The organism is Erwinia sp. PME.40.26/001, assembly GCF_055556675.1.
Window position 1 is genome coordinate 852972 of the sequence record NZ_JBVHNP010000001.1, and the last position, 19041, is coordinate 872012.

Genomic DNA, 19041 nt, shown 5'->3' on the forward strand with positions numbered 1-19041 from the left:
CGCAATGTTCCTTAGCGGGACGCAGCCCCTGGCTGCTGAGGCCGAAAGGATACCCCGCTTAAAAACGGGTGTCGAGGTGAGAGCGACGATCAATGGCTCGCCGGGCTTGCTAATCCGTGCCTTCTGCATTATTTTTTGCCCCTTAACAGGGGGAGAAAACCATGAGCTACAATCTGGCCACGCTGCCGCAGGACGAAAAAGACAAGGTCAACGTCGATCTGGCCGCCGCGGGTGTCGCATTTAAAGAGCGCTACAATATGCCGGTTATCGCGGAAATGGTGCTGCGCGAGCAGCCCGAAGCGCTGCATGACTGGTTTCGTGAACGGTTAACCCACTATCGCCAGGCCTCGCTGTCCCTCTCACGTCTGCCGTATGAACCGAAGCCAAAATAGTGACTTGTGTTTTATTGCCGCTTCGGTTGAGATAAGGCATTAATCATCCCTTTAACGGTGAGCTTTTATGGCCCAGTGGACTATCGCAGCAGCACAGTCAGGTTCCCGGCCGGGTGACCTGTCCTGGAATATCCGGCATCATCTTGATTTCGTTGAGCAGGCTGCCACCCAGGGGGTTGACCTGTTGATGTTTCCCGAACTCTCCCTGACGGGCTACGAGCTTCCGCTGGTGGCCGACCTGGCCCTGTCGGTGGACGATGCGCTGCTGCACCCTTTTGCCGCTGCGGCGCAGGATCATCAGATGGGGATCAGCATCGGGCTGCCGTTAAAGGCAGGCGATAACGTACGTCTCTCCGCCCTGACCTTCCTGCCGGATGGTACCCGCATTGCCTACAGCAAACGCAACCTTTTTGGCCCGGAAAAAGAGATTTTCACCCCCGGTAATACGGTGCCGATTTTTGGCTATCAGCATCATCAGGTTGCCATGGCCATCTGTGCCGATATCAGCGTTGAAGAGTTTGCCCGGGATGCCTCGGTACGCGGTGCCGACCTCTATGCCACCAGCGTGCTGGTCTCGGAAAAGGGGTATGACACCGACTGCGGACATCTGGCCCGCTGGTCACGGGAGTATAAAATGGCGGTACTGATGGCAAACCACGCGTGGCCTACGGGTGGTTATCAGTGCGCCGGGAAAAGTGCCTTCTGGGACGCGCAGGGACGCCAGGTGATCCGGGGTGGCGAGGGAGAGCAGCTGATTATCGCCCGCCGTGACGGTAATCATTGGCAAGGGGAGGCGCATTCGTTACCCTGCCCGTCGGTTCTGTAAACGGGAGAAATTATGTTACGCGTGATAGACACGGAAACCTGCGGCCTGCAGGGGGGGATTGTCGAGGTGGCATCGGTGGATGTGATCGCCGGGCAGATCGTCAATCCGATGAGCGATCTGATCTCACCCGACCGGCCTATCAGTCATCAGGCGATGGCGGTACATAAGATTACGGAAGCGATGGTGCGGGGCAAACCGACGATTGAACAGGCCATCAGCCGTTATCACGGCAGCCCCTATTACGTCGCACATAATGCCAGCTTCGACCGGCGTATGCTGCCGGAAATGCACGGGGAATGGATCTGCACCATGGCCCTCTCCCGCCGCCTGTGGCCGGGTCTGAAATACAGTAACCAGGCCCTGCGCGAGGCACTCCAGCTGGAGGTTACCCCGCCTGCCGACCTGCACGCACACCGGGCCCTGTACGACTGTTATGTCACCGCCGCGCTGCTGATCCGTATTATGTCGTTTAGCGGCTGGGATGCGCCGGAAATGATCCGCCGGATAAACGTCAAGGGATCGTTCAATACGTTCCCGTTCGGGAAATATCGCGGGCAGAAAGTGGATGATGTGGCGAAGTCAGACCCGGGATACTTAAAGTGGATGTTAAAAAACATCCCGGATCTGAAACCCGACTTACGCAGCGCGATGCAGCGGGCGTTAAGCGCGGTAGATTAAGCGGTTGCCGGCAGCAGGCCGGTTGCCAGCGCGATCAGAAACGCATATTCCAGCGCCACTCCTTCATAGGCTTTGAAACGCCCTGATTTACCGCCGTGCCCGGCATCCATGTCGGTATGCAGCAGCAGCAGATGGTCATCGGTTTTCAGTTCCCGCAGTTTTGCCACCCATTTTGCTGGTTCCCAGTACTGTACCTGGGAGTCATGCAGGCCGGTGGTAACCAGCAGATGTGGATAGTCCTGCGCCGTGACGTTGTCATAGGGGCTGTACTGCTTGATGTAGTGATAATACTGCTCCTCCGCCGGGTTGCCCCACTCGTCATATTCGCCGGTGGTTAGCGGAATACTTTCATCCAGCATCGTGGTGACCACGTCAACAAACGGTACCTGAGCGACAACGCCGCGAAAACGCGCCGGGGCCATATTCAACACCGCGCCCATCAGCAGGCCACCCGCGCTTCCGCCCATCGCGTACAGTTTTTCCGGGTCACCGTACTGCCTTTCGATCAGTACATCGGTGATATCGATAAAGTCGTGGAAGGTGTTCATCTTGTTGAGCAGGCGGCCATCATCGTACCACTGCTGTCCCATCTCACCGCCGCCGCGAATATGGGTCAGTGCGAAAACAAAGCCACGATCCAGCAGGCTGAGGCGGCTGGCGCTGAAATCGGCATCCATACTGCTGCCGTAGGACCCATAGCCATAGACCAGTAGCGGGTTCGTCCCCGGCAGATAGCGATCCTTACGGTAAACCAGTGATACCGGTACGTCCACGCCGTCCCGCATGGTGATCCAGTGGCGTTCACTGCGATAGGCGCTGGCATCAAAGCCTTTAACCTCGGTCTGCTTCATCACCTCACGTTCACCGCTGTCCAGATCCAGTTCAAACAGCGTATCCGGGGTGGTCATGGAAGAATAGCCATAGCGCACCTTGCTGCTGTCGGGCGTCGGATTATGACCAATCCAGGTGACATAGGCAGGATCATCAAAGGCGATACTGCGGCTTTCTCCACTCGCCCAGCTAATCTGGCGCAGCCGGGTCAACCCCTGCTCACGCTCTTCCACCACCAGCCAGTCACGGAACAGCGTATAGCCTTCCAGCACCACGGTGTCGCGTGGCGCAATCACCGCCTGCCACTCATGCTCTTCCACCGTGTCGGTGCGGTACAGCCCGAAGTTCTTGCCCTCACGGTTGGAACGCACGTAAAAGTGATCCTGGTAGTGGTCAACGCTGTACTCATGATCTTTACGCCGCGCACAGAACAGACGGGGTTGTGCATCGGCCTGTGCCGCATCCAGCAGCAGGATCTCGCTGGTGGTGCTGCTGCCAAGGGCAATCGCCACGTACGCTTCTGACGTGGTTTTATAGACGCTGACGTAAAAGGTGTCATCCTGCTCTTCATAGACCAGCTGGTCCTGCTGCTGCGGCGTACCCAGCGTATGCCGCCAGACCTGGTAAGGCAGCAGCGTCTGTTTGTCCTTCAGCACATAGTAGAGGGTATGCGAATCACTGGCCCACGCCATTGCGGAGGCAACCCCTTCCAGCACCTCCGGATACCATTCCCCGCTTTGCAGATTACACAGCCGAATGCCGTATACCCGACGCGAGAGAAAATCTTCCGCCACTGCCATGATCTGATTATCCGGGCTGATGGCCACGCCGCCGAGGGTATAGAACTCGTGTCCCTCCGCCCGCAGATTACCATCAAGCAGCGTATCCCACTGCTCAGGCGTGGTCGTTTCGGCAGGCTGGCGGGCGTAAATAGTGTACTCATTGCCCTCTTCATAGCGGCTCTGATAGCGGTAGCCGCGCTTAACATAAGGCACCGAGTGGTCACGCGCCGGAATGCGATCGATAATCTCCTGCAGCAACTCAGCCTGCAGTGTCTTCTGCGGCTGCAGCTGCTGTTCACAGAAGGCGTTCTCTTCGCGCAGGTAGGCCAGCACCTCAGGATCTTCACGCTCGTCGTCGCGCAGCCAGTAGTAGTGGTCAGTTCGTGTATCGCCGTGCAATGACAGGGTATGGGGGATTTTTTTCGCTTGTGGAGGTGTCATGGTCTCTTCGCTGTTGCTGTGCCTGTCTGTAAGGTTGGCAGCAAGCGCGCTGATTGCCAAGCAGTTATCGAGACTGGCCACAATTTTTAGGGGGGCTACGCGGACGACGTTAACCGTCCGCGTACGGATCAGGCGGGAAGTTTTTGTTTCTCAGCACGGATATCCGTTTCAATCGACTGGCGCACGTCCTGAGGAATTTTTAACGCATCCCCCAACGCCTGCAGATAACTGCGCTCCATAAAGTGGTCGACGTCGATCACCAGATTGCTAAGGAAATAGACCTCCAGCGCCTCTTCTTCGTTTTTTACGTCCACGGCCAGCTTGTGTGGATCGAGCGGAGAATCGATGGCACGCTGCACCAGCTGCTCACCCTGCGCCCCCAGTCCGGACTGACGAATATGCTCATCAATGGCTTTACGCTCGTCGCTGTCGATGTGTCCGTCACTTTTGGCGGCAAACACCAGCGCCTCGATCAGCCGCTCTGCCCGGCGGTCCACCGGCGAGCTCTGCTGGCCGAAATCAGGCTGATCCTGATGCGTTTCGCTAACGCGCTGCTTGTATTTATTCCACAGCAGTGCGCCTGCGGCCGCGCCGCCACCGACGATGACAGCATTTTTGCCGTACTTCATCAGCAGATTGCGTGAGGACTTGCTGGCAATTAACAACCCTGCCAGCCCGCCGAGTGCGCCGGGAGCCAGCATTTTACTCAGCCCTTCTCCGCCGCCAGAAGATTTACCTGCTTTACCTAATACCGTCTGGATCTGTTGCAGCCAGTTGCTCATAGTCAGTCCTTGTTTGCCAGAAAGCACCACAATAGAACAGCCCACGTCAGGAAACGTCAAACGATGCAAAGGCTGTAAAATTTCCCGTTATCCCGCGCTGCATGAGCCGTTTTTGTCCGCATTCAGGCGGATGATTTGTTAAAACAGCCCAACGCACCTACCCTGAAACGGCATCAACCGCAGAGGAGAAACGGCAACCATGTCATTTTCAGCAAACCCGTTATTTATTAATACCGTCCTGCTCGGCGGCAGCAGCGAAGAGAAACTGCGGGCGGCGGCTCTGGCCGGCTTCGACCAGGTGGAGCTGTGGCAGCAGGATGAGGAAAATGCCCCCGGGGGGGCCCACGCGCTGGCCGGTTTGTGCCGGGCACTGCCGCTGGGGCTGACAGACTATCAGGTCCTGCTGGACTTTGACGGTGCCCCTGACGACCTGCGCGATGATAAGCGCCGGGAAGCCCTGACGATGATGAAGACGGCGCAGCATCTGGGTGCCACGACGCTGCTGGTCCCCGCCTCGACGCACCCGCACTGTTGCGCAGAACGCATTGACGAGGATCTGCGCTGGCTGACCCGGAAGGCGGCAGAGCATGACCTGCGTATTGCCTATGAAGCGATGGCCTGGAGTCGTCACGTCACTAATCCCGCCGAAGCATGGCAGCGCGTGCGGAAGATTGACGCGGCGAATCTGGGGCTGGTGGTGGATGCGTTTCACCTGTTTGTACGGCAGAGAACTCTGGCAGACCTGGCGGGAATACCGGCAGAAAAGATCTTTCTGGTACAGCTCTCAGACCTTGACTGGCAGCCGGATGCACATCAGCTGGTCGATACCGCCCGTCATCAGCGCCTGTTACCCGGTGAAGGACACTACCCCCTGAAGGCATTATTGCGGCATTTGCAGCAGATCGGCTATCAGGGACCGCTTGGGCTGGAGGTGTTTAACGATGCCCGTCAGGCGGCCTGTCCGGCACAGACGGCAGACGCGGCGATGGCATCGTTACGGCATTTATTGCAGGGAGGGTAACTGCACTTAAGCATCAGGTGGGCAGCGAAAAAACATCAGGAAGGCTGACCGAAAATAAAGGTCAGCCACTCCACAGGGATAGATTTGTCGCAATGGGTGGCGATCAGGCCGATTTGACCGCCCGCAGCTTGCCTTCGGCGCTATCTTCACTGTCGTCCGCAGCGCTGTTTTCTTCGGGCAGCTTTCCGCTGCGCAGGATCTGCTGCAGGGCATCTTTGTTTTCTGCCATAAACAGGCCGAGTGCCTCACCCTGCTGCTCTTCCATTTCCAGCTTGCTGGCGATCAGCCAGTCGGCGAAGACTTCTGCCAGGTCGAGCATCTTGTCGTAAGCATCCGCTTCTTTTTTGCTGGCAAATGTCATCTTTTCCTCACCTTTTCTGACGACAACGTACTTGATTTCAACAGCCATGATTTTCGTCCTGTTTAACTGTATTTTTATACAGTATACCAGCGCCGCTTTTCTGACTCAACCCTAAACTGCGGGATGCGGACGCAAACGTTTTCGTTTATACTGCGGCCGATTTTTTCAATCCCTTCAGGTATCGATTATGACAATTCTTGGAACAGCACTGCGTCCTGATGCCACCCGTGTAATGCTGTTAGGATCGGGTGAGCTGGGCAAAGAAGTGGCGCTGGAATGCCAGCGTCTGGGTGTGGAAGTGATTGCCGTGGATCGCTATGCCGACGCCCCGGCCATGCACGTTGCCCACCGTAGCCATGTGATCAATATGCTGGATGGTGCCGCCCTGGCCGAGCTCATCGCCCGGGAAAAACCCCACTTTGTGGTCCCGGAAATTGAAGCTATCGCCACCGATATGCTGGTGGAACTGGAGGAGCAGGGCCAGCACGTCGTGCCCACCGCCCGCGCGGCAAAGCTGACCATGAACCGTGAAGGCATCCGTCGTCTGGCGGCAGAAGAGCTGGCGCTCCCGACCTCCAGCTACCGCTTCGCCGACAGCCGCGAGGCTTTCCTGGCCGCAGCAGAGGAGATTGGGCTGCCGTGCATCGTTAAGCCGGTAATGAGTTCGTCTGGCAAAGGCCAGAGCTTTATCCGTGAGGCCTCTCAGCTGGACGCCGCCTGGGATTATGCCCAACAGGGGGGCCGGGCCGGTGCCGGACGCGTGATCGTCGAGGGCGTGGTGAAGTTTGATTTTGAAATTACCCTGCTGACTATCAGCGCGGTGGACGGCATCCACTTCTGTGCGCCCATCGGGCATCGTCAGGAAGACGGTGACTACCGGGAGTCGTGGCAGCCCCAGCAGATGAGCGATCTCGCCCTGCAGCGCGCACAGGATATCGCCCGCAACGTGGTAGAGGCCCTGGGTGGACGCGGCCTGTTTGGCGTTGAGCTGTTTGTCTGTGGCGATGAAGTGGTGTTCAGTGAAGTCTCCCCCCGCCCGCACGATACCGGCATGGTGACACTGATCTCGCAGGACGTGTCGGAATTTGCCCTGCACGTGCGCGCCTTCCTCGGTCTGCCGGTCGGCGCTATCCGTCAGTACGGTCCGGCGGCCTCTGCGGTGATCCTGCCCGAGCTGGAAAGCAATAACGTCCGCTTTGCTAATCTTTCGGCCGCGCTGGGGGCCGGGTTACAGCTGCGTCTGTTCGGTAAGCCAGACATTCAGGGGAAACGTCGTCTTGGCGTGGCGCTGGCCACCGGCAGCGATATTGATGATGCGGTTCAGCGCGCTATTGATGCCGCCGCCAGCGTCTCGGTCAGCGGGTAATCTGCAGGCTATTCAGGGGCGGGTGAGCCGCCCCTGCTCATTTAACGCGTGGCGCCTGCCACCGCTTCCTGCGCCAGGCGGGTAATACGATCGTAATCCCCCGCTTCCAGTGCGTCTGCCGGTACCAGCCACGATCCGCCAATGCACAGCACACTTTTCAGCGCCAGATAGTCACGGTAGTTGGCCGGCGAGATGCCGCCTGTGGGGCAGAAACGCACCTGCGGGAAAGGACCGCCAATCGCCTGAAGCGCTTTCACACCGCCGTTGGCTTCTGCCGGGAAGAATTTAAACTCGCGCAGGCCATAATCGAGCCCGGTCATCAATTCCGACACGGTACTGATACCCGGGATCAGCGGGACAGAACCGTCCACGGCCGCTCTGAGCAGCGGCTCGGTCAGGCCCGGGCTGATAATGAACTGCGCTCCGGCGTCGGTCACTTCTTTCAGCTGCTGCGCGTTAAGCACCGTTCCTGCCCCGACAATGGCTTCCGGCACTTCTCTGATCATCGCTTTCAGTGCATCCATCGCGCAGGGTGTGCGCAGAGTGACTTCCAGTACGCGCACCCCGCCTGCCACCAGCGCTTTCGCCATCGGCACCGCGTGTTCGAGTTTGTTGACCACGATAACCGGCACGACCGGGCCGGTTTTCAGAATCTGTTCAGCGCTTGTTTTCCAGTTACTCATCAACGACGTTCTCCTGTCTGGCCTGCCTTCCGTCCTGGCGGAGCGTAGCAGGCAAAAGTGACGCGCCTGGCGTCAGGAAGTGATTGCGTCCTCTACCATACAGGAGAACCCCCGCGAGCGTCCATGTCATCCTTGTCTTTTTTAAAATGCAGGTTCAATTTTTATAAATCGCTATTTTGCTCATAAAAAAAACCCGCCGTAGCGGGTTTCTTCTGTCAGAGCGGATTACTCGATTTCATTCCACGAGCGACCGTCCCTGGTGATCATGGCCACGGAGGCCACCGGCCCCCAGGTGCCCGCCTGATAAGGCTTCGGTGGCTCTTTATCCGATGCCCACGCATCCATGATGGAGTCGACCCACTTCCAGGCTTCTTCCACTTCATCACGACGCACGAACAGCGCCTGAATACCGCGCATCGTTTCCAGCAGCAGCCGCTCGTAGGCATCTGCCAGATGTGACTGATTGAAGGTTTCGGAGAAGCTCAGATCCAGCTTAGTGGTTTGCAGATTGTGTTTGTGATCCAGCCCTGGCACTTTGTTGAGGATCTGAATGTCCATGCCTTCATCCGGCTGCAGACGAATAGTCAGTTTGTTCTGTGGCAGTTCCTGCCAGGTTTCTTTAAACAGGTTCAGCGCCGGGTTTTTGAAATAAACCACGACTTCTGAGCACTTGGCCGGCAGGCGTTTGCCGGTACGCAGATAGAAAGGAACCCCTGCCCAGCGCCAGTCGTCGATATCCACGCGGATAGAGACGAAGCTTTCCGTGGTGCTGGATTTATTCGCGCCCTCTTCTTCCAGATAGCCCGGCACTTTTTTGCCCTGCACAAAACCGGAAGTGTACTGACCGCGCACCGTTTTTTCGCGCACGTTAGTGTGGTCAATGCGGCGCAGGGAGCGCAGCACTTTCACCTTCTCGTCACGAATACGATCTGCTGACAGGTCGGCCGGTGGCGACATGGCGACCATGGTCAGTACCTGCAACAGGTGGTTCTGGATCATGTCGCGCATCTGACCGGCCTGGTCAAAGTAACCCCAGCGGCCTTCGATACCCACTTCTTCCGCCACGGTGATCTGCACGTGGTCAATGGTGCGGTTATCCCAGTTGGAGGCGAACAGGGAGTTGGCAAAGCGCAGTGCCAGCAGGTTGAGCACCGTCTCTTTACCCAGGTAATGGTCAATACGGAACACCTGGTTTTCTTCGAAGTATTCACCCACCTGGTCGTTGATTTCCTGCGAGGTGGCCAGCGAGGTACCCAGTGGTTTTTCCATCACGACACGCGCCGGACTGGCGTTCAGCTTTGCCTGGCCCAGGCCTTTACAGATTGCACCAAAGGTGCTTGGCGGCATCGCAAAGTAGTTAATGGTGACGCGTTTCTTCTGGTCAAGCATCTTACCAAGGCGGGGGAAATGACCGCTGTCATTGACATCCAGGTTGCAGAAATCGAGGCGGTTGCTGAGTTTGTCCCACAGCGCTTCGTCGATTTTCTCCTTCATAAAGGTTTCCAGTGCCTCGCGTACCACTTTGGTATAGGCAGCCTTATCCCACTCGGCACGACCTACGCCGATAATGCGGGAATCTTCATGAATCTGACCGGCTTTTTCCAGTTGGTACAGTGAGGGCAACAGTTTCCGGCGCGCGAGATCGCCTTTGGCACCGAAAATCACCAGATCGCATGCCTGGGCTGTTTGTGTAACCGCCATTTCATTCTCCTCGTTGCAGGATTAGCCTGTCCCTGAAATTCCGTAGTCGGACAGACTCTTATTGTAATTTTGTTTCAATACAATGTACTGCTTTTGCCTGCTCCGCGTAAACCAGACGAAGCCGCTGCGGCACAATGTATTCAGTCAGTGCTTAATTTAGAGGCAACCTTCCCCGGTCGGCCAGCAGTTTATGCGTAATTTTTCGTCATTTTTGTTACTGTTCTTACCATTCTGAAAATCAGACACAGCTCAAACTCTGGCAATAAATGTCATTGAATGTCGTTATGCTACTGCCACCCGGGCTGTCGTGCATTGTATATTCTCTACAAAATGACATCGATTTCTCCTTTGATTGAAATCGTCAGAATGTATGAACAGGTAGCGCTATGAATATGCTGGAAAAAATCCACGCAGAGCTGGAAAATCTGAGCAAGTCAGAACGGAAAGTGGCCGAGGTTATCCTCGGTTCTCCTGCCACGGCGATGCATTCCAGTATTGCCCTGCTGGCCCGCACAGCGGCGGTCAGTGAACCGACGGTGAACCGTTTCTGTCACCGACTGAAAACGAAAGGCTTCCCGGACTTTAAACTGCAGCTGGCGCAGAGCCTCGCCAGCGGAACGCCCTATGTCAGCCGCCACGTCGAACAAAACGACACCGTGGAGTCATATTCCGGGAAAATTTTCGAATCGGCAATGGCCGGACTGGATCGGGTCAGGCAGGGCCTGGATACTGGTGCCGTCAATCGCGCCGTGGACCTGCTGACCCAGTCGAAAAAAATCGCTTTCTTTGGCCTCGGGGCCTCTGCCGCCGTGGCGCATGATGCAATGAATAAATTTTTTCGTTTCAATGTGCCGGTGATCTATTCCGATGATATTGTCATGCAGCGCATGAGCTGTATGAATAGCGGAGAAGGCGACGTAATGGTGCTTATTTCCCATACCGGCCGGACCAAAAGTATGGTTGAACTGGCGATGATGGCGCGGGAAAATGATGCCAGCGTGCTGGCCATCACCTCCCCTGACTCTCCTCTGGCCCGTGAGGCAACCTTAGCCCTAACGCTGGACGTTCCTGAAGATACCGATATTTATATGCCGATGGTTTCCCGCCTGGCGCAGCTCACGCTGATTGACGTGCTGGCCACCGGTTTTACTCTGCGTCGCGGTGAAAAATTTCGTGATAATCTCAAACGGGTGAAAGAGGCACTGCGGGAGTCCCGGTTTGATAAAGACAGCGCGCTCTCACGCCTTGCTGGTCCGTAGTATGACATCTTCTTATTGATGGCAGACCGGCGGGGCAAACTCTGTTGCCCCGCTTTGTTATCCAGAGTCTGCGACAGCTAAACGACATTGACTATCAGAACAGCGCTCGACTGCCACTGACCTGGCTGAACATTTTTCAGTTCAGAGGTGATTTTCAAATAGTTATCACCCGCCTGCACATCAATATAGTTCAGCAGGGGCTTATTGTTGATGCTAATGGTGGAGGTACCACCGCCAATATCCAGCGTGGTCTTTCTGTCCGCTAACGAAAACTGAACAGTCCCTTTTAGTGTACAGTTAACCCATAAATTACTTTCCGCTATGGACTCTGCCATTCTGTCCACCACAACCGTTTTGTGGTCGAGCACTATTTCGGAAGTCAGTATTTTACATTCAGAGGGGTATGCAGGTAGATACCGGCAGGTTCCGGGGGCATACGTATATTGAACCAGATCGTATGAATATACCGTTGCAGCAATACAGTAGTTAGTACCATCATTGGGCTGAGTTCCGAAGAAAACGTAATCGCCTGGGGAATCTGCATATACTTTATTGGCACCGTAAACTAACAGGTCCCCGACGGTCTTCATAGCAGGGTTATCTTTAGGTTGTGCAACAAATGTACCTCTGCCGCTTGAAACCTCCTTGCCGTTTATGTTTTTAAAAATCATCATTTGAAAAAAATCACGACTTCCCAGCGGTCTCTCTGTCCATGGCCCCACGTCAATAAACGTTGGCATCCCGTAGGCGACCCGGTGCAATCCTTCACTCTCAACAAGTCGATGATCCATATTATTATAGATAGGAACCATCCCGGCACCTGCACCTTTAATAAAAAATATCATCATAATTAAAATTAAAAAAAACCTTTTAAAATTCATACATCACCTAATGATAAAATCTTTTAAGTTAAAACACACGCCCCAGAATAAATATATTTCTTCGTTAATCATAAAGGCTGAATGCTTTTCTGAAAAGCGTTTAATCACTTAAAGTTTAGCCTGGCGCAGGATGAAATAATGGAGAAAATACAAATCAGAAAGAGACATATTAAATCAAAAAAATACCATATTGAAAGCTCTAATATAAAAGTGGGCATCAAAGAGATTAAAACCCTTCAGCACTTATTTTTTTTCATAACGTTAAGCACGTTATGCTGGTTTTTTTGACGCAATCCCGTCTGAAATTTACAGCTTTCACTTGATAAACCGATGTAGGCATCCACAAGTCGCCAGCATCCGGCCAGAGATGTTTGGCACATAAGTTAGAATTTTTATCATCGTTATGACGGTTGAAACGCTCTCTGTTTAACGAGCGGACAGATTGTGATATGAGGTGCGGCTATGGCATGATGGAATCTGACATGTGTCTTGCCGTGGTCAGCCCGCCTGTTTATCCTCTTATGTGCCCAAGAGAGCTGACAGACCTTGCGACACAGACGAGTATATTTAGTCATAGATTCGACATAACAATTCACAAAAGGTGTACCCTAAATGATTAACCAGTCGTCTCCAGCCGTAATCCCAAAGTCCACCTCCCGTCGTCTCAGAAGAACCAAGATTGTCACCACACTGGGCCCCGCCACCGATCGCGATAATAACCTTGAAAAAGTCATCGCTGCCGGCGCCAACGTCGTTCGTCTGAACTTCTCGCATGGCACCGCCGAAGATCACCAGATGCGTGCGGATAAAGTGCGTGAAATTGCCGCTAAACTCGGCCGCCACGTGGCTATTCTGGGGGACTTACAAGGCCCGAAGATCCGTGTATCAACCTTTAAAGAAGGCAAAGTTTTCCTGAATATTGGTGAGCGCTTCCTGCTGGATGCCAGCCTGGGTAAAGGCGAAGGCGACCGTGAGAAAGTCGGCATCGACTACAAAGGCCTGCCAGCTGACGTTGTTCCTGGTGATATTCTGCTGCTCGACGACGGCCGCGTTCAGCTGAAAGTGCTGGAAGTTCAGGGCATGAAAGTGTTTACCGAAGTGACCGTCGGTGGCCCACTGTCCAATAACAAAGGGATTAACAAGCTGGGCGGTGGCCTGTCGGCCGAAGCCCTGACGGAAAAAGACAAAGCGGATATTCTGACCGCCGCTAAAATTGGCGTCGACTATCTGGCGGTATCCTTCCCGCGCTGTGGTGAAGACCTGCACTATGCCCGCCGTCTGGCGCGCGAAGCTGGCTGTGAGGCCATGATTGTCTCCAAGGTAGAGCGCGCAGAGGCCGTAGCCAGCCAGGAAGCGATGGATGACATTATCCTGGCCTCGGATGTGGTGATGGTCGCCAGGGGGGATCTGGGCGTTGAAATTGGCGACCCTGAGCTGGTCGGGATCCAGAAAGCCCTTATTCGCCGCGCCCGCCAGTTGAACCGTTCCGTCATTACCGCCACCCAGATGATGGAGTCGATGATCACTAACCCGATGCCAACCCGTGCGGAAGTCATGGACGTGGCCAACGCCGTGCTCGATGGCACCGATGCGGTGATGCTGTCAGCGGAAACGGCAGCAGGTCAGTATCCCGCCGAAACCGTCTCTGCCATGGCGAAGGTTTGCCTGGGCGCGGAGAAGATCCCCAGCATCAACGTCTCCAAGCACCGCCTTGACGTGCAGTTTGATAATATCGAAGAAGCCATCGCGATGTCGGCCATGTATGCGGCGAACCATCTGCAGGGTGTCACCGCGATTATTACCATGACCGAATCCGGCCGTACCGCGCTGATGACTTCACGTATCACCTCCGGCCTGCCGATTTTTGCCATGTCGCGCCACGAGCGCACGCTGAACCTCACTGCACTGTATCGTGGCGTGACGCCGGTGTTTTTCGACAGCAACAGCGACGGCGTGGCGGCGGCACACGATGCGGTCAACCTGCTGCGTGAGAAAGGATTCCTGATGTCAGGCGATCTGGTTATCGTCACTCAGGGCGATGTGATGAGCACCACGGGTACAACCAACACCAGCCGCGTGCTGCGCGTTGAATAATACGCTGTGACCTGCCCGGGCACTGTCAGCCCGGGCAGGAAGTGTCCTCCTCTTTCCCCCTCGTTTTTCTGTCGCCCTGTCCGTGCGCTGTCATCACGCTTTTATTCACATTAGTGCAGTCTGCACAGGTGAAAATGCGGTATGTTAGCGAGCCTGTTCAGGCGACTGCCCGTAATGAATGTTTTGAACACACTGGAGGGAGCCAGAATGGCGTCATATGTCCCCGTGTCGACCCTTACCCGTCGGCACCTTATTTTTCCCCTGTCATTAGTTTTGTTCGAATTTGCGACCTATATTGCTCACGATATGATCCAGCCGGGAATGCTGCTGGTCACCCGTGAATTTGGTGTGGGGCCGGAGTGGGTTTCGGCCTCGCTGACGGCCTATCTGGTCGGCGGCATTGTTTTACAGTGGCTGCTGGGGCCGCTGTCGGACAAACTGGGACGCCGGCCGGTGATGCTGGCAGGCGTCACCTTCTTTATGCTCACCTGCATGGCCACCCACTGGGTACAGAGCATTGAGCAATTCATTCTGCTGCGCTTTCTGCAGGGGATCAGCCTGTGCTTTATCGGCGCTGTGGGCTATGCCGCCATTCAGGAGGCCTTCAATGAAGCCCTGAGTGTGCGAATGATGGCGTTGATGGCCAACGTCGCCTTGCTGGCTCCCCTGGCGGGCCCGCTGGCCGGTGCGGCCTTCCTGGAAATCGGCGACTGGCGCACGATGTTCTGGCTGTTCGCTATCGTCACCGCTGTCGCCCTGGTCGGACTGTGGCGAACCATGCCAGAAACCGCCGGGGATAAGCAGGTTTCGATCTCCCTGTCGTCCCTGGGTAAAGGCTATCTGGCGCTGTTTAAAGATCGTCAGGTAATGAGCGGCTCTCTGGCTATCGGCCTGGTGAGCATCCCCTGCCTCGCCTGGGTGGCGCTCTCACCGGTGATCCTGATCCATGATGAAGGGCTGTCCCGCCTTGATTATGCCCTGCTGCAACTGCCGGTGTTTGTGGCGATGATCGCCGGTAACCTGACGCTGGGTAAGCTGGCATCACGCTTGCCCATCGATCGCCCACTGCGCTTCGGGGCCTGGCCAATCCTGCTGGGTCTGGGCATCGCTGCGCTGGCCTCGGCGATCGATAATCACAGCTATCTCTGGCTCACGGCCGGACTGAGCCTGTACGGCTTTGGTACCGGGCTGGTCAACGCCGGGCTCTATCGCCTGACGCTGTTTTCCAGCGAGGCAGGAAAAGGCAGCGTGGCCGCCATGCTCGGCATGATCAGTATTCTGGTCTTTGCTCTGGGGATCGAACTGGCGAAATTTGCTTATTTCAGCGACGGGTCCCGCGCGTTCAGCCTGGTCAACCTGGCCTTTGGCGTCGTGTGGTTTATTCTGGTGAGGGGCTTTCTAAAGGAGTGGCAGCGCCGGTCGGTACTTAACTGAAAAACAGGGGGTAACGGGCAGAAGTGTTGCCCCCTGTTTTGCCTGTCACTTCTTTGGATAAAGCTCCTGGCGATCGTACGGCTCTTTCTCACCCGGCTTACGGGTTTTCAGCAGCTTCAGGATCCAGGTGTACTGTTCCGGATGAGGACGGACAAAGACTTCCACCTCTTCATTCAGTCGGCGGGCCTGAGAGACATCATCAGCATCTGGCAGGTCGTCCATCGGCGGTCGCAGGTAGATGTCCAGACAATGGTTTTTACTGTCATAGGACGGGAATAACGGCACAACTTTCGCGCGACAGACTTTCATCATTCTCCCTACCGCAGGCAGCGTAGCCTTATAGGTATCAAAGAATTCAACAAACTCACTCTGCTCCGCGCCGTGATCCTGGTCAGGAAGGTAATAGCCCCAGTATCCCTGGCGGATAGACATAATAAAGGGTTTGATCCCGTCGTTGCGCGCGTGCATGCGCCCGCCAAAACGGCGGCGCACTCGGTTCCAGACATAATCCATCACCGGGTTACTCTGGTTGTGGAACATGGCCGCCATCGGCTGCCCCTCAGACGCCAGTACCATCGCAGGCAGGTCAACAGCCCAGGCGTGAGGCACGAGGAAAATGACATTTTTCCCGTCACGCTGTAATTCTTCGATAATTTCTCTGCCGTGCCAGCGGATGCGCTTTTTAGCGTGTTCCGGGCGCAGGGCCAGTTCGGCCATCATCGCCATCGACTGCGGGGCGACGGCAAACATCTCATCGATGATCGCTTCGCGCTCGCTTTCGGATTTATCAGTCATGCAGTACAGCAGGTTGATCTGCGCACGACGACGTGCGCTGCGGGCGAATTTTCCCGCCAGCCGGCCAAGCGAGCCCAGCAGCGGATCGCGCACACGCGGTGTTAACAGGGCGAGACCAACAAACGCACCTACGCCCAACCAGCTTCCCCAGTAACGCGGTAATAAAAAACTTCTTTTAAAAGTGGGTATAAATTCAATCTGACTTTTTTTTGTGTTTTCCATGCACTCGCCTCGGACAATAACGGGCTTATGATAGTGCTGACGAGGCATTTTGCAAAGTTATTGGCAAGAATGCTCATTTTTCACTAAAAAAAAGCCGATGGCATCACCCATCGGCTTTTTTATGGTGCAGCAAGGTTACTTAAAGCGTAACTGTGGCACAACGTCACGGACTTTAGCGATGTAATCGCGGCGGTCTTTACCGGACAGACCTTCCATACGCGGCATTTTCGCCGTCAGTGGGTTAACGGCCTGATTATTGATCCAGATTTCAAAGTGCAGATGTGGCCCGGTAGACCGCCCGGTGTTACCGGAAAGAGCAATCCGGTCGCCACGTTTAACTTTCTGACCCGGTTTGACCAGCAGTTTTTTCAGGTGCATGTAGCGTGTCATATACTGGCGGCCATGACGGATAGCAACGTAGTTACCTGCCCCGCCGCTGCGTTTAGCCACAATCACTTCACCGTCACCCACGGCCAGCACCGGCGTTCCCACCGGAATGGCGAAGTCCACACCTTTATGCGGCGCAACGCGACCTGTTACCGGGTTTACACGACGCGGATTAAAGTTCGATGACACGCGATACTGTTTCACCGTCGGGAAACGCATAAAGCCCTGCGCCAGCCCGGAGCCATTACGATCGTAGAACTTGCCGTCCTCGGCACGGATAGCATAGTAATCCTTGCCGCCGCTGTTCAGTCGTACGCCGACCAGTTCGCTCTGCTCGTTCTTACCGTCCAACACTTCACGCGACATCAGAACGGAGAACTGATCGCCGTTACGCAGCTTACGAAAATCCATCTGCCACTGCAGTGACTTGATCACCGCACTGATTTCACTGCTGGTGAGACCCGCTTTTTTCGCGCTGCTGACAAAGCTGCCGTTAACAACGCCTTTCAGAACGTTGTTCTGCCATTCGCCTTTTTGCATCACCGATGAGGGTTTGAAGCCGTTACCCGAACGATCGTAAGTCCGGGTTTCACGGCGGGACACTTCCCAGGTCACGCGTTGAAGTTCACCGTTATCGTTCAGCGTCCATGAGAGCTGCTGACCAATTTGCAGATTACGCAGATCTTTATCGCTCTTCGCCAGTTGGCTGATATCAGACATATCAATGCCGTACTGGTTAAGTACGCTGCTCAGGGTATCACCGGTAGAAATGACGTAATCGTGCGTGCCGCTTTCGTCGGCAACATCTTCGTCAATTTCATCTTTGGGCAGGTCGTCAGCCGGAGAAGGGGTGTCCTGATCTATCGGTTCGCTGGCTTCCGGAAGAAGGGTTCGTAACTGGTTTTTTTCGAGTTCGACCGTTTTGACAATCGGGCTTTCATTACCCGGATGATAAACGTAAGGCCGCCACAGGGTGACGGCCAGCGTCACCACGGTCAAAGACCCCAACATAATGCGATGGGGCCGCGGAAGGTTATTAAACGCCAGGGCGACAGCGCGGGATATCTGCTGCACTTAAATGATCCTCTATTCTCCTTTCAGGCAGCTCGCATACTGGCTGGACAGCTGTGAGAGGAATGTCACATAGCTGTCTTTACCTGGGGTGATGTCCGTCCCGAGTGGATCCAGTGTGCCCGAACGCACGGTGGTCCCTCTGGCAACGGCTTCAATCACGGCCGGCCTGAATTGTGGCTCAGCAAAAACGCAGGTCGCTTTTTGCTCAACCAACTGTGTTCGTATTTGATGTAAACGTTGTGCGCCGGGCTGGATTTCAGGGTTGACGGTAAAATGACCTAATGGGGTCAGACCGAAGTGTTTTTCAAAGTAGGTGTAAGCATCATGAAAAACGAAATACCCTTTCCCTTTCACCGGGGCCAACTGATTACTGATTTTCGCATCGGCTGACGCCAGTTCTGCCTCAAAGTGCTGCAGGTTTGCGTCTAGTTTGTCCTTGCTTTGCGGCATAAGTTCCAATAATTTTGCATGGATTGCAATCGCAGTTTTCTTCGAAATTTCCGGGGACATCCACAGATGCATATTATATTCACCGTGGTGGTGGTGCTCGTGGCTGTCAGCTGCCCCATGTGAGTGCCCTGAATGCCCCTCATGTTCTTCTTCTTCTTCGTCTTCTCCACCTTTGAGCAACAGGGGTTTCACCCCGGGAAGACCGCTCATTTGTACGTTCCTGCCGGCAGGTAAAGCGGCGGCGGATTTGGTCATAAAGGCTTCCATTTCCGGGCCCACCCAGACGACTAAATCCGCGCTCTTCAAGCGTTTAATGTCAGAAGGACGTAAGGCGTAATCATGTTCGGAAGCGCCATCGGGTAGCAGAACCTGTACCGGGGTGACACCATCAGCGATGGCTGCTGCAATAAAGCCGACGGGCTTAACGGAGGCCACAACATCGGCCTGGGCAGGAAGGGCAAGCGAAGCGGCGATACTCAGGCCAGCCAGCGTTGAAAATACACGCGTTTTTTTATGTAACATAATGATTCAATCCATCGTGAAGTGTCGATGGATTGTGATATTATAACATCCGTAAATTT

General features: G+C 55.1%; 17 protein-coding genes. 8 read left to right on the forward strand and 9 right to left on the reverse strand.

The features are described 5' to 3' along the window. Positions 1-161: 161 nt before the first annotated feature. The 3 genes from ACZ3HG_RS04285 (at position 162) to exoX (ending at position 1896) form a co-directional block, all read left to right on the forward strand. Positions 162-392 carry a DNA polymerase III subunit theta gene (locus ACZ3HG_RS04285; RefSeq protein ID WP_062746245.1) on the forward strand — a complete coding sequence of 77 codons (231 nt, stop codon included), beginning with the start codon at positions 162-164 and terminating at the stop codon, positions 390-392. Between the two features lie 67 nt (positions 393-459). Beyond that, a complete protein-coding gene (locus ACZ3HG_RS04290; RefSeq protein WP_191935809.1) occupies positions 460-1218 on the forward strand; it encodes a carbon-nitrogen hydrolase family protein in 759 nt (252 codons plus the stop codon). A 12-nt stretch (positions 1219-1230) separates the two neighbouring features. Further along, complete coding sequence (exoX, locus tag ACZ3HG_RS04295; protein ID WP_062746249.1) at positions 1231-1896, forward strand: exodeoxyribonuclease X; 666 nt, start codon at positions 1231-1233, stop codon at positions 1894-1896. Here the strand turns inward: exoX and ACZ3HG_RS04300 are convergent. Beyond that, positions 1893-3950, reverse strand: coding sequence for a S9 family peptidase (locus tag ACZ3HG_RS04300; RefSeq protein WP_465331985.1), 2058 nt, complete (start codon positions 3948-3950; stop codon positions 1893-1895). The genes exoX and ACZ3HG_RS04300 overlap by 4 nt on opposite strands. 128 nt (positions 3951-4078) lie before the next feature. Further along, positions 4079-4732 (reverse strand): tellurite resistance TerB family protein, encoded by a 654-nt coding sequence (locus tag ACZ3HG_RS04305; RefSeq protein ID WP_465331987.1) that lies wholly within the window; start codon positions 4730-4732, stop codon positions 4079-4081. 199 nt (positions 4733-4931) lie between these two features. On the opposite strand from ACZ3HG_RS04305, the gene ACZ3HG_RS04310 reads away from it, so the two are divergent. Then, on the forward strand, positions 4932-5753 hold the full coding sequence (locus ACZ3HG_RS04310) for a sugar phosphate isomerase/epimerase family protein (RefSeq protein WP_465331989.1): 822 nt from the start codon (positions 4932-4934) through the stop codon (positions 5751-5753). Positions 5754-5856: 103 nt separating this feature from the next. Here ACZ3HG_RS04310 and ACZ3HG_RS04315 read toward each other — a convergent pair whose 3' ends face one another. Further along, positions 5857-6162, reverse strand: a complete 306-nt coding sequence (locus ACZ3HG_RS04315) for a YebG family protein (protein ID WP_191932586.1) — start codon at positions 6160-6162, stop codon at positions 5857-5859. Between the two features lie 139 nt (positions 6163-6301). Between ACZ3HG_RS04315 and purT the strand changes: the two genes are divergently transcribed. Next, entirely contained in the window at positions 6302-7480 is a 1179-nt protein-coding gene (purT, locus tag ACZ3HG_RS04320) for a formate-dependent phosphoribosylglycinamide formyltransferase (protein WP_465331991.1), read from the forward strand. 41 nt (positions 7481-7521) lie between these two features. Here the strand turns inward: purT and ACZ3HG_RS04325 are convergent, their stop codons facing one another. Together ACZ3HG_RS04325 and zwf are read right to left on the reverse strand one after the other, a co-directional pair. Continuing rightward, positions 7522-8163 (reverse strand): bifunctional 4-hydroxy-2-oxoglutarate aldolase/2-dehydro-3-deoxy-phosphogluconate aldolase, encoded by a 642-nt coding sequence (locus ACZ3HG_RS04325; RefSeq protein ID WP_191935805.1) that lies wholly within the window; start codon positions 8161-8163, stop codon positions 7522-7524. A 225-nt stretch (positions 8164-8388) separates the two neighbouring features. Then, on the reverse strand, positions 8389-9864 hold the full coding sequence (zwf, locus tag ACZ3HG_RS04330; RefSeq protein WP_062746267.1) for a glucose-6-phosphate dehydrogenase: 1476 nt from the start codon (positions 9862-9864) through the stop codon (positions 8389-8391). A 386-nt stretch (positions 9865-10250) separates the two neighbouring features. Here zwf and ACZ3HG_RS04335 point away from each other — a divergent pair, with 386 nt between their 5' ends. Next, the gene (locus ACZ3HG_RS04335) at positions 10251-11123 is read left to right on the forward strand and encodes a MurR/RpiR family transcriptional regulator (RefSeq protein ID WP_191932589.1); all 873 of its coding nucleotides are present in this window, start codon (positions 10251-10253) and stop codon (positions 11121-11123) included. A gap of 77 nt (positions 11124-11200) precedes the next feature. Here ACZ3HG_RS04335 and ACZ3HG_RS04340 read toward each other — a convergent pair whose 3' ends face one another. Next, on the reverse strand, positions 11201-12004 hold the full coding sequence (locus tag ACZ3HG_RS04340; RefSeq protein WP_465331995.1) for a hypothetical protein: 804 nt from the start codon (positions 12002-12004) through the stop codon (positions 11201-11203). Between the two features lie 612 nt (positions 12005-12616). Between ACZ3HG_RS04340 and pyk the strand changes: the two genes are divergently transcribed. Both pyk and ACZ3HG_RS04350 read left to right on the forward strand, forming a co-directional pair. Continuing rightward, the gene (gene pyk / locus ACZ3HG_RS04345) at positions 12617-14098 is read left to right on the forward strand and encodes a pyruvate kinase (RefSeq protein ID WP_191932591.1); all 1482 of its coding nucleotides are present in this window, start codon (positions 12617-12619) and stop codon (positions 14096-14098) included. A 207-nt stretch (positions 14099-14305) separates the two neighbouring features. Continuing rightward, complete coding sequence (locus tag ACZ3HG_RS04350; protein WP_191932592.1) at positions 14306-15532, forward strand: MFS transporter; 1227 nt, start codon at positions 14306-14308, stop codon at positions 15530-15532. Positions 15533-15577: 45 nt separating this feature from the next. Here ACZ3HG_RS04350 and lpxM read toward each other — a convergent pair whose 3' ends face one another. The 3 genes from lpxM to znuA all read right to left on the reverse strand — a co-directional run bounded on the left by lpxM (position 15578) and on the right by znuA (position 18982). Beyond that, complete coding sequence (lpxM, locus tag ACZ3HG_RS04355) at positions 15578-16549, reverse strand: lauroyl-Kdo(2)-lipid IV(A) myristoyltransferase (RefSeq protein WP_465331997.1); 972 nt, start codon at positions 16547-16549, stop codon at positions 15578-15580. A gap of 135 nt (positions 16550-16684) precedes the next feature. Then, positions 16685-18010: a murein DD-endopeptidase MepM gene (gene mepM, locus ACZ3HG_RS04360; RefSeq protein WP_465331999.1), complete on the reverse strand. Its 1326-nt coding sequence runs from the start codon at positions 18008-18010 to the stop codon at positions 16685-16687. Positions 18011-18022: 12 nt separating this feature from the next. Then, complete coding sequence (znuA, locus tag ACZ3HG_RS04365; RefSeq protein WP_465332001.1) at positions 18023-18982, reverse strand: zinc ABC transporter substrate-binding protein ZnuA; 960 nt, start codon at positions 18980-18982, stop codon at positions 18023-18025. Positions 18983-19041: the final 59 nt, after the last annotated feature.